Raw genomic sequence first — 24414 nt, forward strand, 5'->3', positions numbered from 1 at the left:
AAATAAAAATATTAAGAGGTTCTCCTTGCACACAAGTATCAAAACAGCAGAAATCATACTTTCGGCACTTCCTTATATCCAAAAATTTAGAGATAAAATTATAGTAGTAAAATTTGGTGGTTCTACTCAGATAAAACCAGAGTTTAAACAAGAGTTTGCGAGAGATATGGTGCTGCTTCAAATTGTTGGCATAAAAGTTGTTATAGTTCATGGAGGCGGCAAAAAAATAAACGAGTTTTTACAAAAAACAAATATCCAAAGTGAATTTGTAAATGGCATTAGAAAAACATCGCTAGAAGTATTAGAAGTAGCAGAAATGGTGCTTTGCGGAAATATAAATAAAGAACTTACAAATTTACTAAATTTTCATGGTGCAAAATCTATAGGAATAAGCGGCAAAGATCTTGGTTTATTTAAAGCAAAAGCCCTTGATATGGATAATTTAGGTTTTGTTGGAAAAATAACTGATGTAAATGCTAGTGCCATAAATGATCTTTTAAATTTAGGTATAATGCCTGTAATCTCGCCAATTGCAGCTGGAGATGAAAATAGTGTTAATGGATATAATGTAAATGCAGATTTATGTGCATGTGAAATAGCTAAAGCCTTACATGCTAGTAAAGTTGTATTTTTAAGCGATATTTCTGGCATCTTGGATAAAAATCAAAAATTAATTAGTAAATTAAATAAAGATGACATAAAAAGACTTATTGATGATGGTACTATAAGTGGCGGTATGATACCTAAGGCACTTTCTTGCGTTGAATGCATCGAAAATGGTGTTGAAAAAGCACATATTATAAATGGAAAAATTACGCACTCCATACTTCTTGAGTTATTTACAGATGTTGGTATAGGAAGTATGATAGGATAAAAGGAGAAAATATGATATTAACTACAACTCGCTTAAAACAGGGCGATGAAGCTCAGTGTTGTAAATTTAGTGATGCACTTTTAAGCCCAAGCAGTGTTTATGGTGGGCTTTTTGCACCAAAGGATTTGCCAAAAATAAGTAGTAAATTTTTTAAAAAAGAGCGAAGTTATGAGGAATTTGCGTTAAAAGTTATAGAAAAATTTAGTTTTGACCTTGATATAAATAGTTTTAAAAAAGCTATAAAAAGATATAGGAATTTTGATGATGAAAACTCGCCTATAAAAATTAAAAAAATATCAAAAAATCTTTATATAAATGAACTTTTTCATGGTCCAACAAGGGCTTTTAAAGATATGGCACTTCAACCTTTTGGCAAAATTTTAGATGAGCTTGCTAAAGATAGATTTGAAAAATATCTTATAATGTGTGCAACTAGCGGAGATACCGGACCTGCTACGCTAAATACATTTGAGAAGTCAAAAAATGTAAAAGTAGTTTGCCTGTATCCAATTGATGGAACAAGCGAAGTTCAAAGACTTCAAATGGTAACATCTAAGGGTAAAAATTTAAAAGTTATTGGCATAAAGGGTAATTTTGATGATGCTCAAAGAGCTTTAAAAACTCTTTTAAATGATGAAGATTTTAAAGAACAGCTTTTAAAAGAAAATTTAAATTTAAGTGCTGCTAATTCTGTAAATTTTGGGAGAATTTTATTTCAAATTTTATATCATTTATATGTTTATGCATATTTGCTTTTTAGTAAAAAAATCAAAGATGATGAAAGTATAGATATAATCGTGCCAAGTGGCAATTTTGGTAATGCTTTGGGTGCGTATTATGCCAAAAAAATGGGTGCTAAAATTGGCATGATAAAAATAGCCTCAAATTCAAACAATATACTAACTGAGTTTTTCAACACAGGAGTTTATGATTTAAGGAACAAAAAGCTTATAAAAACTATGAGTCCAGCTATGGATATATTAATTAGTTCAAATGTAGAAAGACTGCTTTTCGATAAATTTGGTTCAGTGCGAACAAAAGAGCTTATGGATAGTTTAAATAAAAATAAATTTTATGAGCTAAGTAAAGATGAATTAAAAGAGTTGCAAAATGATTTTATGGCAGATTTTTGCACAGATGAAGAGTGTGCAAAGTTCATAAAAGAGTGTGCAAAAGATTCTAATTTAATAGATCCTCACACTGCAACTTGTTTTAAAATGGTTCAAAAAGATAAGATTAATGTTATAACTTCTACGGCACAATGGGTTAAATTTACTCCATCAATGATAAAAGCTATCAAAAATGAAAATATAATAGATGAGAAAAAACAGATGATAAAACTTGCAAAAGAGTTTGATGCAAAGATACCAAAAAGCATTTTAACGCTTTTTGATGACAAGATAAATCATAGTGATGTTGTAGATCAAAGTGAGATAAAAAATACAATAATAAAATGGATAAAATCATGATAGTAATACCAGCAAGACTTAATTCAACTAGACTAAAAGATAAGATTTTACTTGATATTTTTGGAGTGCCTATGTTTATAGCCACTGCAAACAATGCGTCAAAAATAGATAGTGTCTTAATAGCTGTTGATGATGAGAAAGTTTATAATATAGCAAAAGAACACGGATTTGATGCCGTTATGACAGATATAAATCATCAAAGCGGAACAGATAGGATAAATGAAGCAGTAAATAAAATGGGGCTTAAAGATAGTGAGCTTATCATAAATGTCCAAGCTGATGAGCCTTTTTTTGAGATATCAAATTTACTAAAATTTAAAAAATTTGCAAGCCAAAAGATAGAGCGGGGTTCTTTTATGGCAAGTTGCTTTAAAATGGTCTCTAAAGATGAGGCAAAAGATCCAAATTTAGTAAAAGTTGTTATCGATGAGAATTTCGATGCTATGTATTTTTCTCGCTCACTTATACCTTATCCAAGGAATGAGTGCGAGCTTTATAAGGCTCATATCGGAATTTATGCATATAGCGTTGCAACTCTTAGAGAATTTTGTTCTTTTTTGCCATCTTTTCTTGAAAATACAGAAAAACTTGAACAGCTTCGTGCCTTGCAAAATTGTAAAAAAATATCTATGCTAGAAATTTTTACAACAAGTATCGGTATAGACTGCAAAGAGGATTATCAAAGAGCCATAAAAGCTTACAGGGAAGCAAGTTTGTATGAGCAATGATAAATTTATAGAACAGATTTCCACTGCAGTTAAATTTATTCAAATTTATTGCGACGATAAGCATAAAAATGAAGTAAAAAATGCAAAAGAACTAAGTTTAATTTATAAAAATGAAAATTTACATACATCTATAAAATATAATCTTTGCAAAGAATGCGAAGAATTGGTTTTATATGTGTATCAAAGGTTGCAAAATTGTCCTCATGAAGAAAAACCAAAATGTAGAAAATGCCCCAAAACTTGCTATGAAAGAGATAAATACAAACAAATGGCAAAGATAATGGTAAGTTCTGGAACTAAACTTGGTCTTACTAAATTAGCTCAAAAACTCGGTATAAAAAGTAAAATCTAAATTAAATTTCCAAATTTATCAAATCCGCTTTTTTGTGTTTTTTTGATAGATAAAATTTGTAAATATTCGCTTCTTGGTATTTCTTTTGCACCCATAAATATAAGATGAGGATTTGTAACTTGACAATCGATTAGAAAATCAAAATTATTTAGTGCTTTACAAAGATGGTAAAGTGCTACTTTGGATGCATTTTTGCTAGATGAAACCATACTTTCTCCACAAAACATTTTGCCTATTATGAGCCCATATAATCCACCAACTAAAATATCATTTTCATACACTTCCACGCTATGAACAATACCATCATCCACTAAAGATGAATATGCTTTTACAAATTCCTTTGTTATCCAAGTTTGATCTTTTTTTAGTCTTTCTTGTCTGCAAAAATTTATAAATTCTTTAGTGTTTTTATCAAATTTTACATTATATTTTTTTATATAAGATTTCAAACTTTTGTGTAATCTAAAATCATTCGGATACAGCACACATCTTGGATCTGGAGAAAACCAAACTGGCATTTTTTCTATTAAAAACCAAGGAAATATGCCATTGCTATAAGCACTCATTAAGCATTCTTTGCTTAAATCGCCTCCATATGCCATCGGGTCTGAAACAGGAGCGTTTAGGGCATTTGGAAAAATGTAGTCCATTAGTTAAATTTAAAGCTTAAATTTTCATTTTTTAAGGTAATTACAGCATTTCCGCCACTTTTTAGTTTCCCAAAAAGAATTTCTTCGCTTAATATGTCTAAAATTTCTTCGCTTATCACTCTTTTTATATTTCTTGCACCAAATTCTTGGCTATAGCCTTTTTTATATATAAATTCTCTTGCTTTTTTGTCTGCTTTTATAACTACATTTTTGTCTTTTAGTGTTTGTGATATTAAATTTAATTCTTTTAACACTATGCTATCTAATATTTCATCATTTAAATGTGCAAAATTTATAATCTTATCAATCCTATTTCTAAACTCAGGAGCAAAAAAGTTTTTTATAGCACTTGTTGTTTTTATACTATCGTCTTTTTTAAATCCCATCTGATTTGGTTCTTTTGTTCCTAAATTTGATGTCATAATAATAATTGTATTTTTAAAATCAGTTTTATTGCCGCTATTATCAGTTAATATCCCATTATCAAAAATTTGTAAAAATATATTTAGCATATCACTATCTGCTTTTTCTACCTCATCAAAAAGCACAACGCTATATGGATTTTTCTTTATCGCATTTGTAAGAATGCCTCCTTCTTCAAAGCCAACATATCCAGGAGGGGAGCCTATAAGCTTTGCAACTGCGTGTTTTTCCATATATTCACTCATATCAAATCTCTCAAAATGTATGTTTAATTCTTTTGCTAGAGTTATCGCAAGTTCGCTTTTACCAACTCCGCTTGGTCCTGTAAATAAAAATACACCAGTTGGAGAGTTTGGATTTTTAAGGCCAGCATAAGAGCGAGTTATGGCTTTAACTAAAGCATTAATTGCTTCATCTTGACCAAAAATTTGTTTTTTAAGATTTCGTTTTAAATTTTTAATCAAATCAGTTTGATTTTCGTTTGTATTTAAATTTGCTATACCAGTAGCCTTGCTTATAATTTCATTTAATGCTTTTTTGGTAACTATTTTTTTACCAGCTAAATTTAAAGTAGCTCCAACTTCATCTATAATATCAACTGCACTATCTGGTAAGAATTTATCACTCATATATTTTTTAGCTAAAATTACGCTTTGTTTTAAAATTTCTTTTGGATATGAAACGCCATGAAAATCTTCATAATATTTTTTAATCCCATTTAAAATTTCAACACTATCTTCTATGCTTGGCTCATTTATATCTATTTTTGAAAATCTTCTACTAAGTGCTTTATCTTTTGTAAAATTTCTATACTCAGAGTATGTTGTAGCTCCAATGCAGCATATTTTACCGCTTGCTAAAGATGGTTTTAATAAATTTGACATATCCAAGCTTCCACCGCCACTCGCTCCAGCTCCTACTATAGTGTGAATTTCATCTATGAAAACTATCGCACCATCTATTTGTTCTATTTCGCTTATGGTGTCTTTTAGTCTTTTTTCAAAATCACCTCTATATTTTGTGCCTGAAATCATAGCTCCTATATCAAGAGCGTAGATGGTTGAGTTTTTTAATTTTTCTGCGACATTTCCATTTACTATATTTAATGCAAGCCCTTCTACTATAGCTGTTTTTCCAACTCCAGCTTCACCTACTAGTATTGGATTATTTTTCTTGCGACGACTTAAAATTTGCACCATTCTTGCAAGTTCGTTATCTCTTCTTATAAGCGGATCTATCTTGCCGTCTTTTGCAAGTTCGTTTAGGTTTATAGCATAAAGAGAAATGTTTGAATTGTCCTTTTGTGTATTTTTTGTATTAATCATATCTTCAATAAGGTTTAAATTTGCGCCATGGTGCACTAAAAGTTCGCTCATACCTAAATCTTTATCTTTTATAATATCTAAAATAAAATTTCTAGATCCATAAATATTATCTTTATTTTCTTCTAAATTTGCATTTTTTATTATCGTGCTTAGATGTTGTGTTACGCTTGGTTGGCGTTGAGATTTTAATACAGGTGTTGTTGCTATGTAGTTTTCTAAATTTTTTGTTAAACTATCTAAATTTGAAATACCTGCATTTAAAAGAAGTGTTCTTATATCATCATCAGTTCTTATTAGAGTGTATAAAACATGCTGACAAGTTACATATTCGTGAGCGTTTTTATATGCAAGTTCTCCAGCTTTTTGAATCAAAAAACTAAATTTTGTATCTAACACATCTACTCCTCTTCTAAAATAGTTTGCAATGGATATGATGCGTTTTTTGCCGCAATACTTACTTCATTTTGTTTTGATAGTGCAATTTCTTTTGTATATATTCCGCAAACTGCACTTCCTTCATTATGCACTTTTAGCATCAAATCTACTGCAACTGAGGCTTCATGATGAAAAATATCCATCAAAACTTGCACAACAAAATCCATACTAGTCACATCATCGTTTAAAAGTAAGATTTTATATAAATTTGGTTCTTTAAATTTAATATCTTGTTCTATTTTTTCATTAATTTGAGGCATTTTTGATTCTCTCTAAATCATTTTGCAATAAAGGAACTGTTACATAGCCTAGGTAGAAATTTTTCATTTCTTTGCTGTTTTTATGCAAATTATCGCTTAACTTTTGATATTTTCCATCTTTTAAGACAACTTTAAATGGAATTTGCAGTGCATCTTTATAATCAATATCTTTTAAAATTTGATCTATTATATCCGCATTTCTATCTGAGTTAGTTATGAAGTAGTATGCATTGTATTTTTTAGAAAAATTTTCAATTATCTCTTTGTCTGTGATATTTTCAAAATGAATTAGACCTATCATCATCATATCATTGCTATTTTTTAGTTGATAATCCATAAGATTTGAAGCTTCTGCACGACACGGCTCACAAAATGTCCCAAATATATCAAACATTATTATTTTGTTGCTATCTTTTAGTTTAAACCCATTTTGCGTTCTAACTATAGTTATATTCGAATCAAAAACACTATTTAGCGTTATTTCTTCGCCAACTTTTATCTGTTTTGGTGCATTTGCTTGAGCATTATTTGTTGATTCTTGGTTTTGACAACCTATAAAAAATATAACCAAAGTTATTGCTAAAATAAGTTTTTTCATATAACTCTCCTTAAAATATACACATATTATACATTTGCAATGTAAATTTTTGATAAAAATATTAAAATAAATGAGCTAATTCAAAAGCACTATTTTTTAAATTTATATAAAATTTTTCATAGCTGCTCTTGCCTCCCTGTCTGCTTCTTTTTTCTTTAAAGTTTCTCTTTTGTCGTGTAAATTTTTACCTTTTGCAAGAGCAATGCTAGCTTTAACTATATTTTTTGAGTTTAGATAAAGCGATAAAACAACAATTGTGTAGCCACTTGTGCTAACTTGACCCAAGAGTTTATCTATCTGTTTTTTGTGCATTAAAAGTTTTCTTGGTGCTCTTTCGTTTGGTTTGAAATGAGTATTTGTGGTTTGTAAATGACTTATGTGTGCATTTAATAAAAAAAGTTCGCCTTTTATAATGCGGACAAAACTATCTTTTAAATTTACTTTACCAGCCCTTAAAGCCTTAACTTCACTACCTTTTAGAACAATCCCAGCTTCGTAAGTTTCAATGATGCTAAAATCATGAAATGCTTTTTTATTTTTTGCTAAATCTTTTTGCATATTAACTCACTAAAAAGTAGCTACTGCCGCTACCACTTAAAAATTCATTTTCTTTTAAACTTAAAGAATAAAGTTTTTTACAAGGCTCTAAAAGATCATTTAATTGTGTATTTTTATAAATTTGTAAAATTTTTTTTGAGCTTAAATTTTCTAAATTTTTAGCTAAATTTATATCAAATTTACCGCTAAAATCGCTTCTAAATTTCTCATAAACATCTTTTGTTGAGCAAAATAAATTTGGTGTAAAAACTTCTAAATTTGGAATCTCATCTATAAATTCTTTTATGTTTTCTCCAATCCCGCTAACATTAGCACTTTTAAATCCGCTTATGAAAAATGCAACATCAGCACCTATTTGTGAGCCTATTTGCATAAGCGATTCATCACAAATTCCTAGATTAATTTCCTTATTTGCAAGTCTTAAAAAAGTAGCGGCATTTGAGCTTCCTCCGCCAAGTCCGCTACCCATTGGTATATTTTTAATCAGTTTGACTTTATGAAATTTAAAAAACTCATCAAGTTTATTTTTATATCCACACAAGCATAGTTTTTCATAGGTTTTTTTAATGATATTATCTTGTATATTTATATTTGCGTCTATTTCAAATTTATCATTCTCGCTAGTTTTTACAAACTCAATTTCATCAAAAAGATTTTCAAATAATATAAATCTAGAGGAAATTTCGTGGTAATTACCCCTAAAACCTGTAATTTTTAAAAATACATTAAGCTTTGCGTATGATCTCATTTTTTTAGTTTTTCGCTAAGTTTGCTTAAATTTTCGTGGCTTTGCTTGCTTGCTTGAATGTTTTCTCGTGTTACATCGTTTGCTAATTCGCCTCTTAAAATCATCATATCTTTTGGTGCGTCTATGCCAACTTTAACACCGCCTTTAGCGATTGAAACTATTTTGATAGTTACATCGTTTCCTAATTTTATAATCTCGTCTTCTTTTCTTGAAAGTATTAACATTTTTCTACCTTATTTAAACAATATTTTACATCTTGATTTTTTATCTCTATAATACTAAAAAAATCATCAAAATCTATTAAATATTTGCCATTTTCTTTTTTAAAAAAATTTTCGATATTTAGTTTTTTGCCTAAACTTATATCTAAAACATCTCCATTATACACATTTTTTTCTAAATTTAAAAAATGAATCGGGTTTAGCATTTTTTCATTTTGATATACGAATTTACCCTCACTAACTCTTTTTAATGCACTAAGCGTTGCTTGAATGCCTAGTTTTTGTGCAAACAGCTGTGCATAAGATCTTATATAAGAGCCTTCATCAACTGCTATTTTAAATGTTAAAAATGGATGAGAATATGATAAAATTTCACACTCATAAATATGCATTGTGCTTTGTTTGATATCAAACTCAATCCCATTTCTAGCCAAATCATAAGCTCTTTTCCCATTAATCTTTTTTGCACTATATTTTGGCGGCGTGTATACTATATCGCCAAGAAGTGAGTTTTTAATTATATTAAATACACTTTGATGAAAAGGAAGTGTGTCCTTAACGCTTGTGATATTTTCATCATCTAAACTTTCACAATACGCACCAAGCCACATTGTAGCAATGTATGTTTTTGGCGTTTTGTCTAAATAGTTAAAAAGTTTAGTGTATTGCCCGAATGCAACAATAAGACATCCACTTGCAAAAGGATCAAGTGTGCCAGAAAATCCAGCTTTTTTAACGCCATATTTTCTTTTGATTTTTCTTAAAAAGAAATTTGAACTAATACCTCTTGGCTTATTTGCAACAAAAAGTGCATTCATACTGCTTTTTCCACGAAATTTGACATTATCTCGCGAGTTATGCCGCCAAAGTTTATTTTGAGCTTAAAATCTTGATTTACTTTGGTTATTTCTACAATTCTTCCTATGCCAAAAATTTTATGTTTAATCAAATCACCTTTTTTAAATTCTTTTTGTTGTTCTATTTGTAAAGAGCCCTCGCAAAGACCAGCTTCACTTAAAAATCTACTTTTTTTAAGTCTTTCTCTTTTTCCTTTGTAAAATCTAGATTCTGCATGGCTTAAAGTAAGATGTTCTTTTGCTCTAGTTATCGCAACATAAGCAAGTCTTCGCTCTTCTTCTATATCGCTTCCATCGCCAATTAACGGGAAAAATCCCTCTTCAAGTCCTATTACAAAAAGATATTTAAATTCTAAACCTTTGCTAGCGTGAATACTCATTATAGAAATACTTTCTTCATTTATGCTATCTTGATCGCTTTGAAGAGAAATTTCATTTAAAAACTCTTCTAATTCAAACTCATCATCATTCATTGCTTGATCTCTAAGTAGTGCATAAAACTCATCGATATTTGCAACTCTTTCTGCTCCATCTGGCATATCTTCATAAAATTTTTTTATGCCAAATTTAGTTTCTAGCATATTAATAAGATCATAAATTCCATCAAAATGCGATAATTCTTCTAAATTTGAAGATAATTCTAAAAGCGTGTTTAAGTTTTTTTTGCCAACATCATCACTTTTTATATTGTTTATAGCTTGATATATAGATGTTTTATTATCAAATGCAACTTTTTGTATCTTGCCTATAGTTACTTTTCCAAGACCTCTTTTTGGGCGATTTATAATACGCTCTAAAGAAAAATCATCATTTTGATTTATTGCAAGTCTTAAATAGCTTATGATATCTTTTATCTCTGTTCTTTCATAAAATTTAACTCCACCAACCATTTTATAATGGATATTTTCTCTATTTAATCCTTCTTCTAATGAGCGAGAAAGAGCGTTTATCCTATATAATATCGCTATATCTTTTGCCTCTACACCAGAGTTTAGAAGCTCTTTTATCTTAGTTGCAATTTTGCTTGATTCTACACTTTCATCATCGCAATTAAATATAGTTATATCATTGCCCTCTTGTTTTGTGCTGATTAATTTTTTGCCAAGGCGGTTTCTATTATGCTCAATCAGTTCATTTGCAGCTTTTAGTATAGATGCAGTTGAGCGATAATTTTGTTCTAATTTTACGATTTTTACATTATCAAATTGGTCTTTGAAATTTAAAATATTTTCTATTTTTGTTCCACGCCATCCATAAATACTCTGATCATCATCGCCAACCACGCATATATTATTGTGGGTTTTGCAGAGCTTTTGTAATAATTTTAATTGTAAATCATTTGTATCTTGATATTCATCAACCATGATATATTGGTATCTTTGTGAGATTTCATTTGCTAGTTTGTCATCACTATCTAAAATTTTATAAGTAAGCATTAAAAGGTCATCAAAATCTACTAAATTGTTGTCTTTTAGATAATTTTCATATCTTTCATAAATACTAGCAACTTTAGCATAAAAATCATTTTCTTTTCCGTTTAAAAGCGTAGATGTATTTTTTTTAACATCATTAACACTTAAAAGAGTATTTTTGTATTTTGAAATTTCGCTTCCTAAAATAGGCGTAGGAATGTCGCTTTCAAAACTTTTTAAGATTCTTTTTTTATCATTTGTATCTATTATGACAAAGTTGTTTTTTCTATCAAGTCTTGATATGTGAAATTTTAAAAATAACAATCCAAATTTATGAAATGTGCAAAGTAGCGGCGGAGACGATATAGTGCTTTTTTCTAGCATATTTAAAGCTCTATTTTTCATCTCATTTGCCGCTTTATTTGTAAATGTTAATGTTAGTGTATTTGATGGGGCTATGCCAACTACAGATATAAGATAAGCTAGTCTTGAAGTTATGGTTTTTGTTTTGCCGCTACCAGCTCCAGCTAAAATAAGCATAGGACCATCTATGTGTTTAACTGCTTTTTGTTGCTCTTCATTTAGGTTTTGAAAAATTTTATCCATGATAATCTTTATTTATAAATTTATTTTTTCTTAAATAGTTCTCTATTTTGTGGATTTGATAAAAACATAGCCATTGATTCTTTGGTTTTGCTCTCAGTAGAATTTTCTTTATGTATAGAAAAATTTACTAAAATAGGGCTGTTTTCTACCAAAATTTGAACTATTGCACCAAGTGGAATTTTTACAAAAGATGCAAAATTATCAGCCCCAAAACCAGCTTCAAAAGTTATATAATTTTGTGTTAGTTTTGTGCTTTCGTAAGTATATCCATCTAGCGTAAAAAGAACAACTGGCATTGGCATATTTGCCATTATCTCGTTTGGAAGTGGTGGATCAAATTTAACATAAGGCATATTCGCAAGTATAGAAAATCTTATGTCATTTTGTAGTAACAACTCTATGCACTCATAAACATGCATTTTCATTAAAATTCTAAAACCATCATTATCTAGTAGTTCGTCTAACATTTTATACCTTTGAATTCATTTACAAGTTTTTTTATCTCATTTATACCTATTTGCCAAAAATTTTCATTGTTAATATCAAGATTAAATTTACCTATAAGCTCTCTTGGTTCCATACTTCCACCGCTGCTTAAAAATTCAGTATATAACTCTATGAAATTTTTACATTTACCACTTTTATACAAACCAAACAGTGCAAGAACTAAAAGCTGTGCATAAGCATAAGAATAGCAGTAAAATGGCGTATGGATAAAATGTGGTATATAACTCCACCAAAGGCTATAATATTCATTTAGTTTTAAACTATTTCCAAACATTTTTTTTGATTCTTTTAGCCAAATTTGGTTAATCTCGTCTGTGCTTAATTCATCTTTTTTTGCATGAATTTCTCTTTCAAATGTAGTAAAATTTATCTGCCTATAAAGTGTTGCAAATATATCTTCTAGTTTTGAAGCATATAAAGATAACTTTTCTTCGCCTTTTAAATCTTTTTTTATGTAATCAAATACAATCATTTCGCAAAAAACAGAAGCAGTTTCGGCCGTGGTAAGTGGTGTTTGTGAGTTTAAAAATCCTACACTATAAGCAAGTTTTTGATGAATCAAATGCCCAAGTTCGTGAGCCATTGTAAAAAGATCTCTTAATTTGTTTGTGTGATTTAAAAGAACATATGGATGAGCATCAGTTGTAACAGAGTGTGAAAATGCTCCACTTATCTTGGTTTTACTTGGCATTACATCTACAAAGCCATTTTCTAGTGCGTGTTTTGCGATGCTAGCAAATTTTGGATTAAAGTTTTCAAAAGCTTTTAAGACTATACTTTTTGATTTTTCATAATCATATTTGCCATTATCTTGCAGCGGTGCGTATCTATCATAATCATAAAGTGTTTTGTATCCTAAAATTTCTCGTTTTTTCTTATAAAAATCATGCACTAAATTAAAGCTGTTTTGTGCTGAATTTATGAGATTATCAACACTTATTTTACTTATTTGATTATACTCATGCATCATCTCTTCTGGATATTTATAGTTTCTTAGTTCGCATTCTAATGCGCTATTTTTTCTTATCATATTATATATGTAAGTAAGAAGTTTCGAGTTTTCTTTTAGTTTTTTGCTAAGTGTAAGAGAGGCTTTTTTTCTAATATTTCTATCATTATCACTAAGTTTGCTTAAAATTTCTTCTTCTTTTAAATTTTCACCATTAAATTTGAAATTTAAGCTTGTAAAAGTTTCATCAAAAAGCCTTGAAAATGCGTTTACACCGATATTTTTTGTTCTAAGCATTATCCTTTCTTCTTTTTTGCTTAACTGATGAGCTTTTTGTTTTAATAAATTTGATAAATAGTAGCTATATTTTGTGCAAAATTTAATAAATTCAGATTGTTTTTTTTCATCCAGTTCATTAAATTCTATCTCAAAAAAGAGTAAATTTTCTTGTAATTTTGAGCATATATCTTCATATTTTGCATAAAATGAACTTTCATTGTTGTCTTTTGCAAAACATAAAAATGTATAGCTTTCTATCTTTGTGATTTTTTCAAGTATATTTTCGTATGTAATTATAGCTTTTAAAAACTCATTTTCTTTTAAATTTGATAGGTTATTTTCAAAATTTGATTTAAAATCTTTGCACTCTTTTTCTAAATTTTTACTAAAACTTTCCAAGTCTTTTTTGTTTTTAAATATATATTCTAATTTCCAAACCATAAATCCCTAACTTTGAGTAATTTTAAAATAGTATATATTTTACCAAAAAAATGCAAAAAATCATAATTTAAATTAAATTTATAAAATGTTAATTTGTTATAAAATAGGAGTTTGAAATAAAAATAACAAATTTAAACAACTTTCAAAACAACATCAGTTTTTATAAATTTTTTAACAAAGATAAAGCACTTATAAAACAAGGCATAAAAGATACTATAGAATTTTCTTCTAGAGCAAAAGAGATGTTAGAAGTTTCAAACTCAAAAACATAAAAACTGGGTTAAATTCTACTATACATTTTGAAGATTTTGCAGCGGTTTTAAGAGCAGTAGAAAAGGGCTATATAAAAGTAGATGACAAAGATATCAAGCTAAGCGATGAAGATAAGAAAAATTTATTGAAAATGGATAAAATTGCAGAAGAAAAAAGACTAGCTGAATTTTATAAAAGAGGGGTAGCTGTTTGTAGGCAACAAAGTGCTGCATGGGATCTGTATTTTAAGGAATTGTTAGGCATAGACATAAATGATAAAAGTTTAAATGAGATTAGAAAAGTTGCATCCAAGGGAGTTGATGGTAATGATTTTGAGTGGAAAGGTTATGAAGTTAGTTTAGATATCTCTGATGGAGTGGTAGGCGATATCTATGTAAGTGAAAAAAGGAAAAGTTAAATTTTAGCCATTTATGTGGCTAAAATTTTAGATTTTTAAACTAAATCATTAATATTTAGTTGCTGTAGCATAAGATGCAACGGCTGTAAATAAAATATCTGTTGAGCTATTTATAGCAGTTTCTAAACTATCTTGTATAACGCCTATGATAAAGCCAATTGCTATAACTTGCATAGCAATATCATCACTTATTCCAAACAATGAACATGCAAGCGGGATAAGCATAAGCGATCCTCCTGCAACACCGCTAGCACCACAAGCCCCTATAGTAGCAACAAGACATAATAAAACAGCACTTGCAAAATCAGGCTTTAGTCCAAGACTAAAAGCAGCACAAAGCGACATAATAGCAATTACAACAGAAGCTCCTCCCATATTTATATTTGCACCAAGTGGTATTGATATAGGATATAGCTCTTCATCTAAATTTAGTTTTTTTGATAAAGCTAAATTTACTGGTATATTTGCGGCTGAACTTCTCGTAAAAAACGCTGTTATCCCACTTTCTTTAAGGCAGAAAAAAACTAATGGATAAGGATTTTTTCGTGTATATAGCCAAACTATAAGAGGATTTATGATAAGAGCTAAAAATAGCATTGCAAAAACTAAAAGAAGTATGAGTTTTCCATAGCTTAGCAAAACATCTAATCCTGTGGTATATACGCTTATACAAACAAGACCAAATATACCAAATGGTGCAAATTGTATAACAAATTTAACTATCTTTGTGATAGCATCCGCAAGATCGCCAAATAGGTGTTTTGTGCTTTGGTTTGATTTTCTAAGCATAATTCCTAAAATTATTGCCCAAGATAAAATTCCTATATAATTTGCATTGATTAATGCATTTATTGGATTATCAATCATTTTAAAAAGCAAATTTTGAAAAACAGCAATCAAACTACTAGGATTTTGTATGTTAATATTAGCTGGTATGTTTAAATTTAGTGTTATTGGAAAAAGATAAGAAAATACAACTCCAGTTAAACCTCCAAAAAAAGTGCCTAAAAGATAAAGTTGTATCACTTTTTTTAAACCTTTTGTATTTGAAAAATTTTTAGAAAGTATTGAATTTGCCACTAATATAAAAACTAAAATAGGTGCTACGCTTTTTAATGAAGTTATAAAAAGATCCCCTAAAAGTTTTGAAAAATTTACAAAGTTTTTTAAAAAAGTTATATCGCTATATTTTGCACTTAGAGCTAAAATTATGCCTAGAAACATTCCTATGAGAATTCTTATAACTATGTTTTTTTCTGTATAAGATTTAAAAAGTTCGTGCAATGTTGGCATAATATTTCCTAAAATAAAAATTAAATCATAACTTTATCAAAAATACATTTAAAAATTTATAATTTATAGATAACATTAAGCTTGTATTAAAATATAATTGTTAAAATTAAGGATTTTTAAATAAATTAATAAGGACAAAATTATGTATCTTTTTACTAGTGAAGTAGTAAGTCCGGGTCATCCAGATAAATGTGCAGATATCATAGCAGATAGCATAGTAGATGCTATTTTGATGAAAGATAAAGATAGTAGAGTTGCAAGTGAAGTTTTTGTAGCTGGAAAACATATCGTAATAGGCGGAGAGATAAGCTCTAAGGCTAAATTTAGCTTTAAAGAATACGAAAATATCGTTAAAAATACACTTCACAAAATAGGCTATACTGGTAATCAAAACTTTACTAAAGAGCAATGTTTACATCCAGATGATATAGAAGTTCATGTGCTTTTAAATCAACAAAGTCCTGATATAAATCAAGGTGTAGATCAAAAAGAAGGTGAAATAGGAGCAGGTGATCAAGGAATAATGTTTGGTTTTGCTACAAATGAAACAAAAGAATTTATGCCAGCAGCGATAACTTATGCAAGAGATTTATGTGATAAAGTTTATAAATTTGCAAAAACAAATCCTGATAAATTTGGTGTTGATATAAAAACACAAGTTACACTTGATTATGGTAATAAAAGTAATTTTGAAAATTGCAAACCGCAAAAAATTCACACTATTGTTGTTTCTGTGCCAAGTGTAGAAACTATGGGTATAGAAGAGGTTAGAAAGATAGTTAGTGAGTTGATAGACACAGCCGGACTTCCAAAACACTTATATGATAAAGATAAAACTACTATTTATATAAATCCAACAGGAAGGTATGTTAATCATAGCTCTTTACATGATAGTGGTTTAACTGGTAGAAAACTAATAGTAGATAGTTTTGGCGGATATGCACCAATTGGCGGAGGAGCACAAAGTTCTAAGGATTATACAAAGGTAGATAGAAGCGGACTTTATGCGGCAAGATATATAGCTAAAAATATTGTCGCTGCTGGGCTTGCTAAAAAATGCATAGTTCAACTAAGCTACGCTATAGGTATAGCAAAACCAACTTCTATCAGTGTTGATACAATGGGAACTTACGCAGATGGTATAGATGATGATATGTTATCAGATTTTGTAATGCAAAATTTTCCTTTAACTCCAAAATGGATTACAAATAAATTTGGACTTGATAAGCCTAGTAAGGATACATTTTTATACGCAAAAGTTGCAGCTAATGGTCAAGTTGGACATAAAGACTATCCATGGGAACAGCTTGATAGTGTAGATGCATTTAAAAATATCAAATCAAAATAAACCATATTTGCATTTTAATTTTCATACAAAATATATAGCCAAATTTTAATAAATATTGAAATTTGGCTATAACTATCATTAAAATTTAAATTTAAATAAATAAATAAAATAGTAAAATTTCAAGATTATAAAATTAAAACAATATGAAATTAAATTTATAGTTTTTGTATTATAAAATTTAAAAAGCAAACTTGATTTATAAAAATGGAGAAAATATGAAAAGAGTTGGTATCATTGGTGGCATGGGTCCTTTAGCGACAATTGATTTATATGAAAAGATAATAAAATTAGCAGATGCTAAATGCGACCAAGACAATATCCCGCTTGTCATAGACAATAACACAATAATTCCAGATAGACCATCTTATATATTAGATCATACTAAACCAAACCCACTTCCAGGTTTAATTCAAAGTGCTAATAGGTTAAAAAATGCAGGTTGTGAGGCTATATGTTTGGCTTGTAATACCGCTCATTATTTTGTAGATGATATTATTAAACAAACTGGCGTAAAAGTTTTAGATATGCCAAAAATCACGGTAAATTCAATACTCAAAGATGCCAAAAATGTAAAAAATATATGCGTTTTAGCAACTAATGTCACAATTAGCACTGGAATTTATGAAAAAGAATTAAATCAAAATGGGCTAAATAGCGTGAAATTATCCAATCAAATACAAGAAAAACTTATGTCGTGTATTTATGATGGTGTTAAAGCTGGAAAAGTTGCCAAATACACTAATCTTTTTGAAGAGATTGTAAATAGCTTAGAAGCAGATCTCTTTTTAGCTGCTTGTACGGAACTGCCAATATTTTTACCACTTATAAAAACAGACAAAAAATTTATGGATCCAACGCTAGAACTTGCTAAAGAGATTATTAAATTTTCTAGAGGATAGAATAATTTTAACTTTTTAAATTTTTTAAAATTACACTTATGCTATTTTTATAAAAGTCCATATTAAATTTATATCAAAATACAAAGCCCATTATTCCATAATTTTTAATGTATTATAAATATATATTATTATTTTAAAACTAATATTAAACAAGAAAGTTATTTTTAGGTTATTTTGGTAAAATCAGTTAATAACAATTTTAATTTTAGGAGCGAATATGGGTAAAAAGGTTTATCTTTTTGCTACTTGTCTTGGCACTGCCATGATGGGAAAAACAGTTATGAGTGCTGTTTCTTTGCTAAGAAGAGAGGGCGTAGAGGTGATTTATAAAAAAGATCAGACATGTTGTGGGCAACCATCTTATAATACGGGCTATTTTGAAGAGACAAAAAAAATTGCTCTTTATAATGTTGAACTTTTTAAAGGCGATTATCCGATATTAGTTCCAAGCGGATCTTGTACTGGTATGATGAAGCATGATTATTTAGATCTTTTTAAGGATGATTCAAATTTTGATAAAGTAAAAGATTTTTGTTCTAGAATTTGTGAATTTGGTAATTATCTTGATCAGGTTTTAGATGTAAAATACGAAGATAAAGGTGAGCCTATTAAAGTAACATGGCACACAAACTGCCATGCTTTAAGAGTTGGAAAAAGCATAGAAAGTTCAAAAAATCTTATAAGAAGATTAAAAAATGTAGAACTTGTTGAACTTGAATATGAAGAAGAATGTTGTGGTTTTGGTGGCACTTTTGCTGTAAAAGAGCCAGAAATTTCAAATGCTATGGTACTAGAAAAAATAAAAGATATAAAAAATAGCGGCTGTAAATATGTGATTTCTGCAGATGGGGGTTGTTTAATGAATATAGCCGGAGCAATGAGTAGGCATAATGTCGATGTTAAACCTATTCATTTATATGATTTTATAGATAAAAGATTAAAAGGAGAGGCTCTATGAATCACAAAAAAATAGTAGATCACGAGTTAAATAATCCTCAATTAAGAGAAAATTTATCAAATGCAATGCATGCACTTCAAAAAAACAAACAAAAAATCACTCAAAATAGATTTAATCATTGGGAAAAACAAAGAGAAATAGGCAAAAAATCAAAAAATAAAACATTAAATTCACTTTACGATAGAGTTTTGGAATTTGAAGAAAATGCCAAGAAAAATGGTTATATAGTTCATTGGGCAAAAAATGGGGATGAGGCCTGTGAAATGGTTCATGATATTATGAAAGAAAAAGGTCTAGATACTATTTTAAAACAAAAAACAATGGCTAGTGAAGAAATTGGATTAAACCATTATTTACAAGAAAAAGGAATGACAGCTCTAGAAACAGACCTTGGCGAAGTTATCATACAATTAATAGATGATAAGCCAGTTCATATAGTTGTTCCTGCAATTCATAAAAATCGTTATGAGATAGGCGAGATTTTTCATGACAAACTTGGGGCTCCAAAAGAAAGCGATCCTGTGAAATTAAATGCTATAGCAAGAGACTATATGCGTGAGAAATTTAAAAAACTCAAAATAGGATTAACTGGTGGAAATTTTTTAATAGCAAAAGAGGGTGCTATTTGGCTAGTTGAAAACGAAGGAAATGGTAGAATGTGTAACACTATGCCAGATGTTTTAATTAGCGTTTGCGGTATAGAAAAAGTTGTTGATACTATAGAAGATGCCGCTACTTTAGTTGGATTATTAACACCATCTGCTACAGGGCAATTTATAGCAAATTATAATAATATTATTTGTGGTCCAAGAAGAGAAGGGGAGCTTGATGGTCCAAAAGAGTGTCATATAATATTATTTGACAATCATAGAACAGATATGCTTGCTCATGAAGAGTATTATGAAGCATTAAGATGTATAAGATGTGGAACTTGTATGAACTTTTGTCCAGTTTATGACAAGATAGGTGGTCATAGTTATCAAAGTGTATATCCAGGACCAATAGGCGAGGTTATAAGCCCGCAAATTTTTGGTTTAGATAAACACGATGATGTTTTGACATTATGTTCGCTTTGTGGAAGATGTTCTGAGGTTTGTCCCGTTAAAATACCTCTTGCAGATATAATAAGAAAACTTCGTAGAGATAAAATAGGTCAAGGTAAAAATCCTCCATATGGTTCAGAAAAAGTTGTTCATAATGGGTATGAAAAAATGATTTTCAAAGGATTTACATTTGCAGCAACTCATGGTTTTGTATTTAGAAAAGCAGCTGGAATGGCTATAAATTTTAATAATTTTATACATAAAAATGGTGGAAAATTACCTGTTTTGAAAAACTGGTTTGCATATAGAGATCTTTTTGAATTTGACTATAATTTAAATGAAAATATATCAAAAGTACAAGGAGTGCAATATGAGTAGTAGAGAAGAGATTCTAGAAAAATTAAAAAATAGTTGTGGTATAAAAGATTTTGTTCCAGAGATTACAAAAGATCCAGTAAGCTTTATAAAAGATGATGTTGATATGTTTAGTGAATTTAAAAATAGAATTGTAGAAAATAAATCTATTTTGCACGAGAATACTTCTGATATAGCTTCTGAGATAAACACGATTATAGAAAATGAAGGTGTTAAAAATCTAATTTATCCATCAAATTTGCCTATTGATATAAATAGTTTAAATATAGAGAATAAATTTGAATTTAACAAAAATATAGAAGAATTTAAAGAGAAAATTTTTGAATACGATGTTTCTATAATACAAGCTAGATTTGGCGTTAGTTCGCATGGAGTACTTTGTATAAGTGCGTCTAAAGAGCAGCCAAGAACTCTAAGTTTAACTCCAAGAGTATGCATAGCTTTACTAAAAAAAGAAAATATTGTAAAAAGTCTAAGTGAAGCATTAAATAAAATCAAAGAGCAAGATGGAAGACTTCCAACAAATACTATTTTCATTTCAGGTCCATCAAGAACTAGTGATATAGAATTACAACTTGTAATAGGTGTCCATGGTTCACAAATAATGCATGTAATTTTGTATTGATAAAACAAATTCTAGATACTTAAAGTATCTAGAATTTAATAAGTTAAGCAGGTATAATAAAAGGCAAGAAGTGTGTTATTATATAACAAATCACGCCTATTGCTATTATAAAGAATATTGAGTATTTAACAGTAAATCTAAACAACTCACTTTCTCTTCCAACTAATCCAACAGCCGCACAAGCAACTGCTATACTTTGAGGACTTATCATTTTACCAACAACTCCACCAACTGAGTTTGCTGCCAAAAACATTATATCAGGTACGTTAAGTTGATTAGCTGTAACTTGTTGTAATGGCCCAAATAGTAAATTTGAACTTGTATCAGAGCCTGTTAAGAATACGCCAAGCCAACCTATGATTGGGGAAAAGAATGCAAAAGCGTCTCCTGTATGTGATAAAGCAAGTCCCATAGTAGCAGCTTGAGCGCTATTTTTTGCAATATATGCATAAGCAACAACTAGACCTATATTTATAACAGGAACAAACATCTCTCTTACTGTTTCGCTAGCTGCTTTTACTGCCATTTTTGGTTTAATTTTCAGCGCAAAAATAGTTAAAATCGCAGCAAAAAATATAGCCGTTCCAACTGAGCCTAGTAAGTCAAATTTAAATACAGATTTTATAGATGTATCTTCTAAAACGATAGGAGCTGTTTGAATCATAGTTCCATTTATATAAGGCATACTTATGTTAAATGTAGAAAATGCTAATGAATTTTTTACAATAGGTAGTGTCCATAGTACAACAGTTATGATTAAGAAAATAAATGGTATCCAAGCAAGAAGTATCTGTTTTGTTGATAGGTTTGTTTCAGTATATTCATCAGCACCTTTAACTCTAAATACATTTTTTACATGCCATACTCTTAAAAATAGTGTTGTACAAACAAGAGATACAATCGCAGATGTTATATCTGGAAGCTCTGGTCCTACGCTATTTGATGTTATGTATTGAGTTATGGCAAATGATACTGATGCAACTGCTATAGCCGGAAAAGTTTCCTTTACGCCTTTCATGCCATCCATTAAAAATACTATAAAAAATGGAACAAATAGTGTTACAGGAGGCAAAATTCTACCAACCATAGCTCCAACTGACACCGGATCAACTCCAACTGCGTGAGACATTGCGATAATTGGAATTCCAACAGCACCAAAAGCAACAGGAGCGGTATTTGCTATCATACAAAGTCCAGCAGCATAAAGAGGTCTAAGACCAAGACCCATAAGCAGTGCAGCTGTTATAGCAACAGGACCGCCAAAACCTATAGCACCTTCTAAAAATGCACCAAAACAGTAAGCAATAAGGATAACTTGTATTCTGTGATCGGGAGTTATAGCTATAACACTTGATTTAAGATATTCAAAGTATCCTGATTTTACGGATAGCTTATATAAGAATATAGCCGCTAGAATAATCCAAGCTATTGGCCAAAGACCATTCATAAAGCCTTGAGAGAAGCTTAAAAATACCATAACTACTGGCATTTTATAAACAAACACCGCGATAAAAGAACTTAAAAGCACTGTAAATAAAGCTGCTTTCCAGCCTTTTAATTTTAGTACCACAAGTGATACAAAAAACAAAATGATAGGTAGCGATGCTACACCGGCACTGATCCAAATATTCCCAATGGGGTCATATACTTGTTTCCATTCCATTGATAATCCACCTTTTTAGTTTAAAATATAAACATAAATGCTTATTTGTTAATTTTAATCTAAAATATGTTAAGTATATATTTGAAAATAAAATTAATTTATTTATTAATGTAATATTAATAAATTTTAAAAAATTTAAATATAAAATTAATATATAAAATTATGGATTGTTTTATTTTTTGATACAAAATTTGAGCCAAAGCTGGCTCAAATTTAGAGTATTTGGGATTCCATATACTCTTCATAAGTTCCTTTAAAGTCAGTTATCTCGCCATTATCTTTTATCTCTATTATCCTATTTGCAAATGCGTCTATTAACTCTCTATCATGGCTAACACAAATCACATTTCCGGTGTAGTTATAAAGTGCTTCTCCAAGAGCAATAATGGCTTCTAAATCAAGGTGATTATTTGGCTCATCGAGTATGAGTAAATTTGGTTTTATCAGCATAAGTTTGCTTAGCATTACTCTATGTTTTTCGCCACCGCTTAAATCCCCAACACTTTTTTCTTGCTCATCACCACTAAAAAGCATTCTTCCAAGACATTTTCTAATCTCATCTAAATCCTTGTTTTTAGAGTCTTGCAAATACTCATAAAGTTTTAATTCTCCTTTAATTTTATTATTTGTATCTTGTGCAAAATATCCTGTCTCTATGGTTGCACCTATATGGACATTTCCGCTATCTGGGAGTATTTCTTTCATAATGATTTTACAAAGTGTAGTTTTTCCAACACCATTGTGCCCGATAACTGCTATTTTATCCCCCTTTTTTAGCTTTAAGTTAAAATTATTAAAAATTACTTTATCGCCAAATTTTTTATTTATATTTGTTAATTCCAAGATTTCATTACCTATTTCTCTGTTTAATTTAAACAAAATGCTAGGCTCTCTTCTGCTTGAAACTGCAATATCTTCGATATTTAGCTTTTCAAGCTGTTTTTGGCGACTTGTAGCTTGTTTTGCTTTACTTGCATTTGCACTAAATCTTGCTATAAATTTATCCAAATCTTCTTTTTCTTTAAGCTTTTTCTCTCTTTGCATTTGAGCTTGTTTTTTGATAAGATTTGCTGCTATATACCAATCATCATAGTTTCCACTAAATTCACGAATTTTTTTGAAATCAACATCAAGTATATGTGTGCAAACTCTATTTAAAAAGTGCCTATCGTGGCTTATAACCACCATAGTTCCCTCGTGTCTATTTAGTTCATTTTCTAGCCATGAAATCGCACTTAAATCAAGATTATTTGTAGGCTCATCTAAAAACAAAATATCTGGTTTTGGAAAAAGCACTTGAGCTAATAAAACCTTAAATTTATCAGAGTTTTCAAGCTCACTCATAAGTTTATCATAGTTATTTAATCCAAGAGAGCTTAAAATTTTCTCTATTCTTGTTTCACATTCATATGTAGGGTCTTCTTCTGCTGTAATTATTTCAAGTTTGCTTAGTTTTTCATTTATCTCATCGGTAAATTCTTCACTCATATAAAGCCTTTCTTTTTCTTTCATAGCATTATAAAGCCTTTTGTTTCCATACAAAACCGCATCTTTTATAGTGAAATTTTCAAAAGCAAATTGATCTTGCCCCAAGGTACCGGTTTTAAGACCATTTTCTATGATGATATCGCCGCTACTATAATCAACATCACCAGAGAGAATTTTTAAAAATGTTGATTTTCCGGCTCCATTTGCACCAATAAGACCATATCTGTTGCCTCTATTTAGTTTTAAATTTACATCTTCAAACAAAATTTGAGTTCCAAATTTCATACTAAGAGAATTAACTTCTAACATATCTTTCCTTGTATTGTTTTTTGCAAATTGTAATCAAAAAAGTTTTTTTTG

At 29.5% G+C, this 24414-nt stretch carries 24 protein-coding genes; 10 read left to right on the forward strand and 14 right to left on the reverse strand.

Features of this window, described 5'->3' with window-relative positions:
• The first annotated feature begins 25 nt into the window (after nucleotides 1-25).
• From argB to CSPT_RS04120, 4 genes are read left to right on the forward strand one after another with little or no spacing between them, the layout of a single operon-like run.
• Nucleotides 26-874, forward strand: a complete 849-nt coding sequence (argB, locus tag CSPT_RS04105; protein ID WP_089182428.1) for an acetylglutamate kinase — start codon at nucleotides 26-28, stop codon at nucleotides 872-874.
• A gap of 11 nt (nucleotides 875-885) precedes the next feature.
• The gene (gene thrC, locus CSPT_RS04110; protein WP_089182429.1) at nucleotides 886-2343 is read left to right on the forward strand and encodes a threonine synthase; all 1458 of its coding nucleotides are present in this window, start codon (nucleotides 886-888) and stop codon (nucleotides 2341-2343) included.
• On the forward strand, nucleotides 2340-3071 hold the full coding sequence (gene kdsB, locus CSPT_RS04115; protein WP_089182430.1) for a 3-deoxy-manno-octulosonate cytidylyltransferase: 732 nt from the start codon (nucleotides 2340-2342) through the stop codon (nucleotides 3069-3071). The genes thrC and kdsB overlap by 4 nt, the downstream gene beginning before the upstream one ends.
• Nucleotides 3061-3423 (forward strand): nitrous oxide-stimulated promoter family protein, encoded by a 363-nt coding sequence (locus CSPT_RS04120; RefSeq protein WP_089182431.1) that lies wholly within the window; start codon nucleotides 3061-3063, stop codon nucleotides 3421-3423. Before kdsB ends, CSPT_RS04120 begins: the two co-directional genes overlap by 11 nt.
• Here the strand turns inward: CSPT_RS04120 and aat are convergent.
• The 11 genes from aat to CSPT_RS04175 all read right to left on the reverse strand — a co-directional run bounded on the left by aat (nucleotide 3420) and on the right by CSPT_RS04175 (nucleotide 13692).
• A complete protein-coding gene (gene aat, locus CSPT_RS04125) occupies nucleotides 3420-4073 on the reverse strand; it encodes a leucyl/phenylalanyl-tRNA--protein transferase (RefSeq protein ID WP_089182432.1) in 654 nt (217 codons plus the stop codon). The genes CSPT_RS04120 and aat overlap by 4 nt on opposite strands.
• Nucleotides 4073-6217 carry an AAA family ATPase gene (locus CSPT_RS04130; protein WP_089182433.1) on the reverse strand — a complete coding sequence of 715 codons (2145 nt, stop codon included), beginning with the start codon at nucleotides 6215-6217 and terminating at the stop codon, nucleotides 4073-4075. The genes aat and CSPT_RS04130 overlap by 1 nt, the downstream gene beginning before the upstream one ends.
• 2 nt (nucleotides 6218-6219) lie before the next feature.
• Complete coding sequence (locus CSPT_RS04135) at nucleotides 6220-6516, reverse strand: ATP-dependent Clp protease adaptor ClpS (protein ID WP_089182434.1); 297 nt, start codon at nucleotides 6514-6516, stop codon at nucleotides 6220-6222.
• Complete coding sequence (locus tag CSPT_RS04140; protein WP_089182435.1) at nucleotides 6503-7114, reverse strand: thioredoxin domain-containing protein; 612 nt, start codon at nucleotides 7112-7114, stop codon at nucleotides 6503-6505. The genes CSPT_RS04135 and CSPT_RS04140 overlap by 14 nt, the downstream gene beginning before the upstream one ends.
• 102 nt (nucleotides 7115-7216) lie before the next feature.
• Nucleotides 7217-7672, reverse strand: a complete 456-nt coding sequence (smpB, locus tag CSPT_RS04145; RefSeq protein WP_089182436.1) for an SsrA-binding protein SmpB — start codon at nucleotides 7670-7672, stop codon at nucleotides 7217-7219.
• A 1-nt stretch (nucleotide 7673) separates the two neighbouring features.
• Nucleotides 7674-8420: a 4-(cytidine 5'-diphospho)-2-C-methyl-D-erythritol kinase gene (locus CSPT_RS04150; protein WP_089182437.1), complete on the reverse strand. Its 747-nt coding sequence runs from the start codon at nucleotides 8418-8420 to the stop codon at nucleotides 7674-7676.
• Nucleotides 8417-8644, reverse strand: coding sequence for a carbon storage regulator CsrA (gene csrA / locus CSPT_RS04155; protein ID WP_089182438.1), 228 nt, complete (start codon nucleotides 8642-8644; stop codon nucleotides 8417-8419). The genes CSPT_RS04150 and csrA overlap by 4 nt, the downstream gene beginning before the upstream one ends.
• Nucleotides 8638-9459, reverse strand: coding sequence for a tRNA pseudouridine(55) synthase TruB (gene truB, locus CSPT_RS04160; RefSeq protein WP_089182439.1), 822 nt, complete (start codon nucleotides 9457-9459; stop codon nucleotides 8638-8640). Before truB ends, csrA begins: the two co-directional genes overlap by 7 nt.
• Entirely contained in the window at nucleotides 9456-11516 is a 2061-nt protein-coding gene (locus tag CSPT_RS04165; RefSeq protein ID WP_089182440.1) for an ATP-dependent helicase, read from the reverse strand. The genes truB and CSPT_RS04165 overlap by 4 nt, the downstream gene beginning before the upstream one ends.
• A gap of 20 nt (nucleotides 11517-11536) precedes the next feature.
• The gene (locus CSPT_RS04170; RefSeq protein WP_089182441.1) at nucleotides 11537-11983 is read right to left on the reverse strand and encodes a hypothetical protein; all 447 of its coding nucleotides are present in this window, start codon (nucleotides 11981-11983) and stop codon (nucleotides 11537-11539) included.
• On the reverse strand, nucleotides 11977-13692 hold the full coding sequence (locus CSPT_RS04175) for a M3 family oligoendopeptidase (protein ID WP_089182442.1): 1716 nt from the start codon (nucleotides 13690-13692) through the stop codon (nucleotides 11977-11979). The genes CSPT_RS04170 and CSPT_RS04175 overlap by 7 nt, the downstream gene beginning before the upstream one ends.
• A gap of 403 nt (nucleotides 13693-14095) precedes the next feature.
• Here CSPT_RS04175 and CSPT_RS04180 point away from each other — a divergent pair, with 403 nt between their 5' ends.
• Nucleotides 14096-14362: a hypothetical protein gene (locus tag CSPT_RS04180; RefSeq protein WP_143297531.1), complete on the forward strand. Its 267-nt coding sequence runs from the start codon at nucleotides 14096-14098 to the stop codon at nucleotides 14360-14362.
• Nucleotides 14363-14410: 48 nt separating this feature from the next.
• On the opposite strand, the gene sstT is transcribed toward CSPT_RS04180, so the two are convergent.
• A complete protein-coding gene (sstT, locus tag CSPT_RS04185) occupies nucleotides 14411-15655 on the reverse strand; it encodes a serine/threonine transporter SstT (protein WP_089182444.1) in 1245 nt (414 codons plus the stop codon).
• Nucleotides 15656-15797: 142 nt separating this feature from the next.
• Here sstT and metK point away from each other — a divergent pair, with 142 nt between their 5' ends.
• The 5 genes from metK to CSPT_RS04210 all read left to right on the forward strand — a co-directional run bounded on the left by metK (nucleotide 15798) and on the right by CSPT_RS04210 (nucleotide 20903).
• Nucleotides 15798-17003 (forward strand): methionine adenosyltransferase, encoded by a 1206-nt coding sequence (metK, locus tag CSPT_RS04190; protein WP_089182445.1) that lies wholly within the window; start codon nucleotides 15798-15800, stop codon nucleotides 17001-17003.
• A gap of 215 nt (nucleotides 17004-17218) precedes the next feature.
• Complete coding sequence (gene cuyB / locus CSPT_RS04195) at nucleotides 17219-17902, forward strand: cysteate racemase (RefSeq protein WP_089182446.1); 684 nt, start codon at nucleotides 17219-17221, stop codon at nucleotides 17900-17902.
• A 217-nt stretch (nucleotides 17903-18119) separates the two neighbouring features.
• Entirely contained in the window at nucleotides 18120-18860 is a 741-nt protein-coding gene (locus tag CSPT_RS04200) for a (Fe-S)-binding protein (protein ID WP_089182447.1), read from the forward strand.
• Entirely contained in the window at nucleotides 18857-20281 is a 1425-nt protein-coding gene (locus CSPT_RS04205; RefSeq protein WP_089182448.1) for a LutB/LldF family L-lactate oxidation iron-sulfur protein, read from the forward strand. Before CSPT_RS04200 ends, CSPT_RS04205 begins: the two co-directional genes overlap by 4 nt.
• Complete coding sequence (locus tag CSPT_RS04210; RefSeq protein ID WP_089182449.1) at nucleotides 20274-20903, forward strand: LutC/YkgG family protein; 630 nt, start codon at nucleotides 20274-20276, stop codon at nucleotides 20901-20903. The genes CSPT_RS04205 and CSPT_RS04210 overlap by 8 nt, the downstream gene beginning before the upstream one ends.
• A 43-nt stretch (nucleotides 20904-20946) precedes the next feature.
• Here the strand turns inward: CSPT_RS04210 and CSPT_RS04215 are convergent, their stop codons facing one another.
• The gene (locus CSPT_RS04215) at nucleotides 20947-22566 is read right to left on the reverse strand and encodes a lactate permease LctP family transporter (RefSeq protein ID WP_089182450.1); all 1620 of its coding nucleotides are present in this window, start codon (nucleotides 22564-22566) and stop codon (nucleotides 20947-20949) included.
• 213 nt (nucleotides 22567-22779) lie between these two features.
• On the reverse strand, nucleotides 22780-24363 hold the full coding sequence (locus CSPT_RS04220) for an ABC-F family ATP-binding cassette domain-containing protein (protein WP_089182451.1): 1584 nt from the start codon (nucleotides 24361-24363) through the stop codon (nucleotides 22780-22782).
• Nucleotides 24364-24414 lie beyond the last annotated feature (51 nt).

Source organism: Campylobacter sputorum subsp. sputorum (assembly GCF_008245005.1).
Taxonomy (GTDB): domain Bacteria; phylum Campylobacterota; class Campylobacteria; order Campylobacterales; family Campylobacteraceae; genus Campylobacter_F; species Campylobacter_F sputorum.

Excerpts from the sequence above, each read along its gene's own strand:
- thrC (WP_089182429.1), top strand. The coding sequence starts at position 886 with ATGATATTAACTACAACTCGCTTAAAACAGGGCGATGAAGCTCAGTGT.
- kdsB (WP_089182430.1), top strand. The coding sequence starts at position 2,340 with ATGATAGTAATACCAGCAAGACTTAATTCAACTAGACTAAAAGATAAG.
- CSPT_RS04120 (WP_089182431.1), top strand. The coding sequence starts at position 3,061 with ATGAGCAATGATAAATTTATAGAACAGATTTCCACTGCAGTTAAATTT.
- aat (WP_089182432.1), bottom strand. The coding sequence starts at position 4,073 with ATGGACTACATTTTTCCAAATGCCCTAAACGCTCCTGTTTCAGACCCG.
- CSPT_RS04135 (WP_089182434.1), bottom strand. The coding sequence starts at position 6,516 with ATGCCTCAAATTAATGAAAAAATAGAACAAGATATTAAATTTAAAGAA.
- CSPT_RS04140 (WP_089182435.1), bottom strand. The coding sequence starts at position 7,114 with ATGAAAAAACTTATTTTAGCAATAACTTTGGTTATATTTTTTATAGGT.
- smpB (WP_089182436.1), bottom strand. The coding sequence starts at position 7,672 with ATGCAAAAAGATTTAGCAAAAAATAAAAAAGCATTTCATGATTTTAGC.
- CSPT_RS04150 (WP_089182437.1), bottom strand. The coding sequence starts at position 8,420 with ATGAGATCATACGCAAAGCTTAATGTATTTTTAAAAATTACAGGTTTT.
- csrA (WP_089182438.1), bottom strand. The coding sequence starts at position 8,644 with ATGTTAATACTTTCAAGAAAAGAAGACGAGATTATAAAATTAGGAAAC.
- truB (WP_089182439.1), bottom strand. The coding sequence starts at position 9,459 with ATGAATGCACTTTTTGTTGCAAATAAGCCAAGAGGTATTAGTTCAAAT.
- CSPT_RS04165 (WP_089182440.1), bottom strand. The coding sequence starts at position 11,516 with ATGGATAAAATTTTTCAAAACCTAAATGAAGAGCAACAAAAAGCAGTT.
- CSPT_RS04170 (WP_089182441.1), bottom strand. The coding sequence starts at position 11,983 with ATGTTAGACGAACTACTAGATAATGATGGTTTTAGAATTTTAATGAAA.
- CSPT_RS04175 (WP_089182442.1), bottom strand. The coding sequence starts at position 13,692 with ATGGTTTGGAAATTAGAATATATATTTAAAAACAAAAAAGACTTGGAA.
- CSPT_RS04180 (WP_143297531.1), top strand. The coding sequence starts at position 14,096 with ATGGATAAAATTGCAGAAGAAAAAAGACTAGCTGAATTTTATAAAAGA.
- sstT (WP_089182444.1), bottom strand. The coding sequence starts at position 15,655 with ATGCCAACATTGCACGAACTTTTTAAATCTTATACAGAAAAAAACATA.
- metK (WP_089182445.1), top strand. The coding sequence starts at position 15,798 with ATGTATCTTTTTACTAGTGAAGTAGTAAGTCCGGGTCATCCAGATAAA.
- cuyB (WP_089182446.1), top strand. The coding sequence starts at position 17,219 with ATGAAAAGAGTTGGTATCATTGGTGGCATGGGTCCTTTAGCGACAATT.
- CSPT_RS04200 (WP_089182447.1), top strand. The coding sequence starts at position 18,120 with ATGGGTAAAAAGGTTTATCTTTTTGCTACTTGTCTTGGCACTGCCATG.
- CSPT_RS04205 (WP_089182448.1), top strand. The coding sequence starts at position 18,857 with ATGAATCACAAAAAAATAGTAGATCACGAGTTAAATAATCCTCAATTA.
- CSPT_RS04210 (WP_089182449.1), top strand. The coding sequence starts at position 20,274 with ATGAGTAGTAGAGAAGAGATTCTAGAAAAATTAAAAAATAGTTGTGGT.
- CSPT_RS04215 (WP_089182450.1), bottom strand. The coding sequence starts at position 22,566 with ATGGAATGGAAACAAGTATATGACCCCATTGGGAATATTTGGATCAGT.
- CSPT_RS04220 (WP_089182451.1), bottom strand. The coding sequence starts at position 24,363 with ATGTTAGAAGTTAATTCTCTTAGTATGAAATTTGGAACTCAAATTTTG.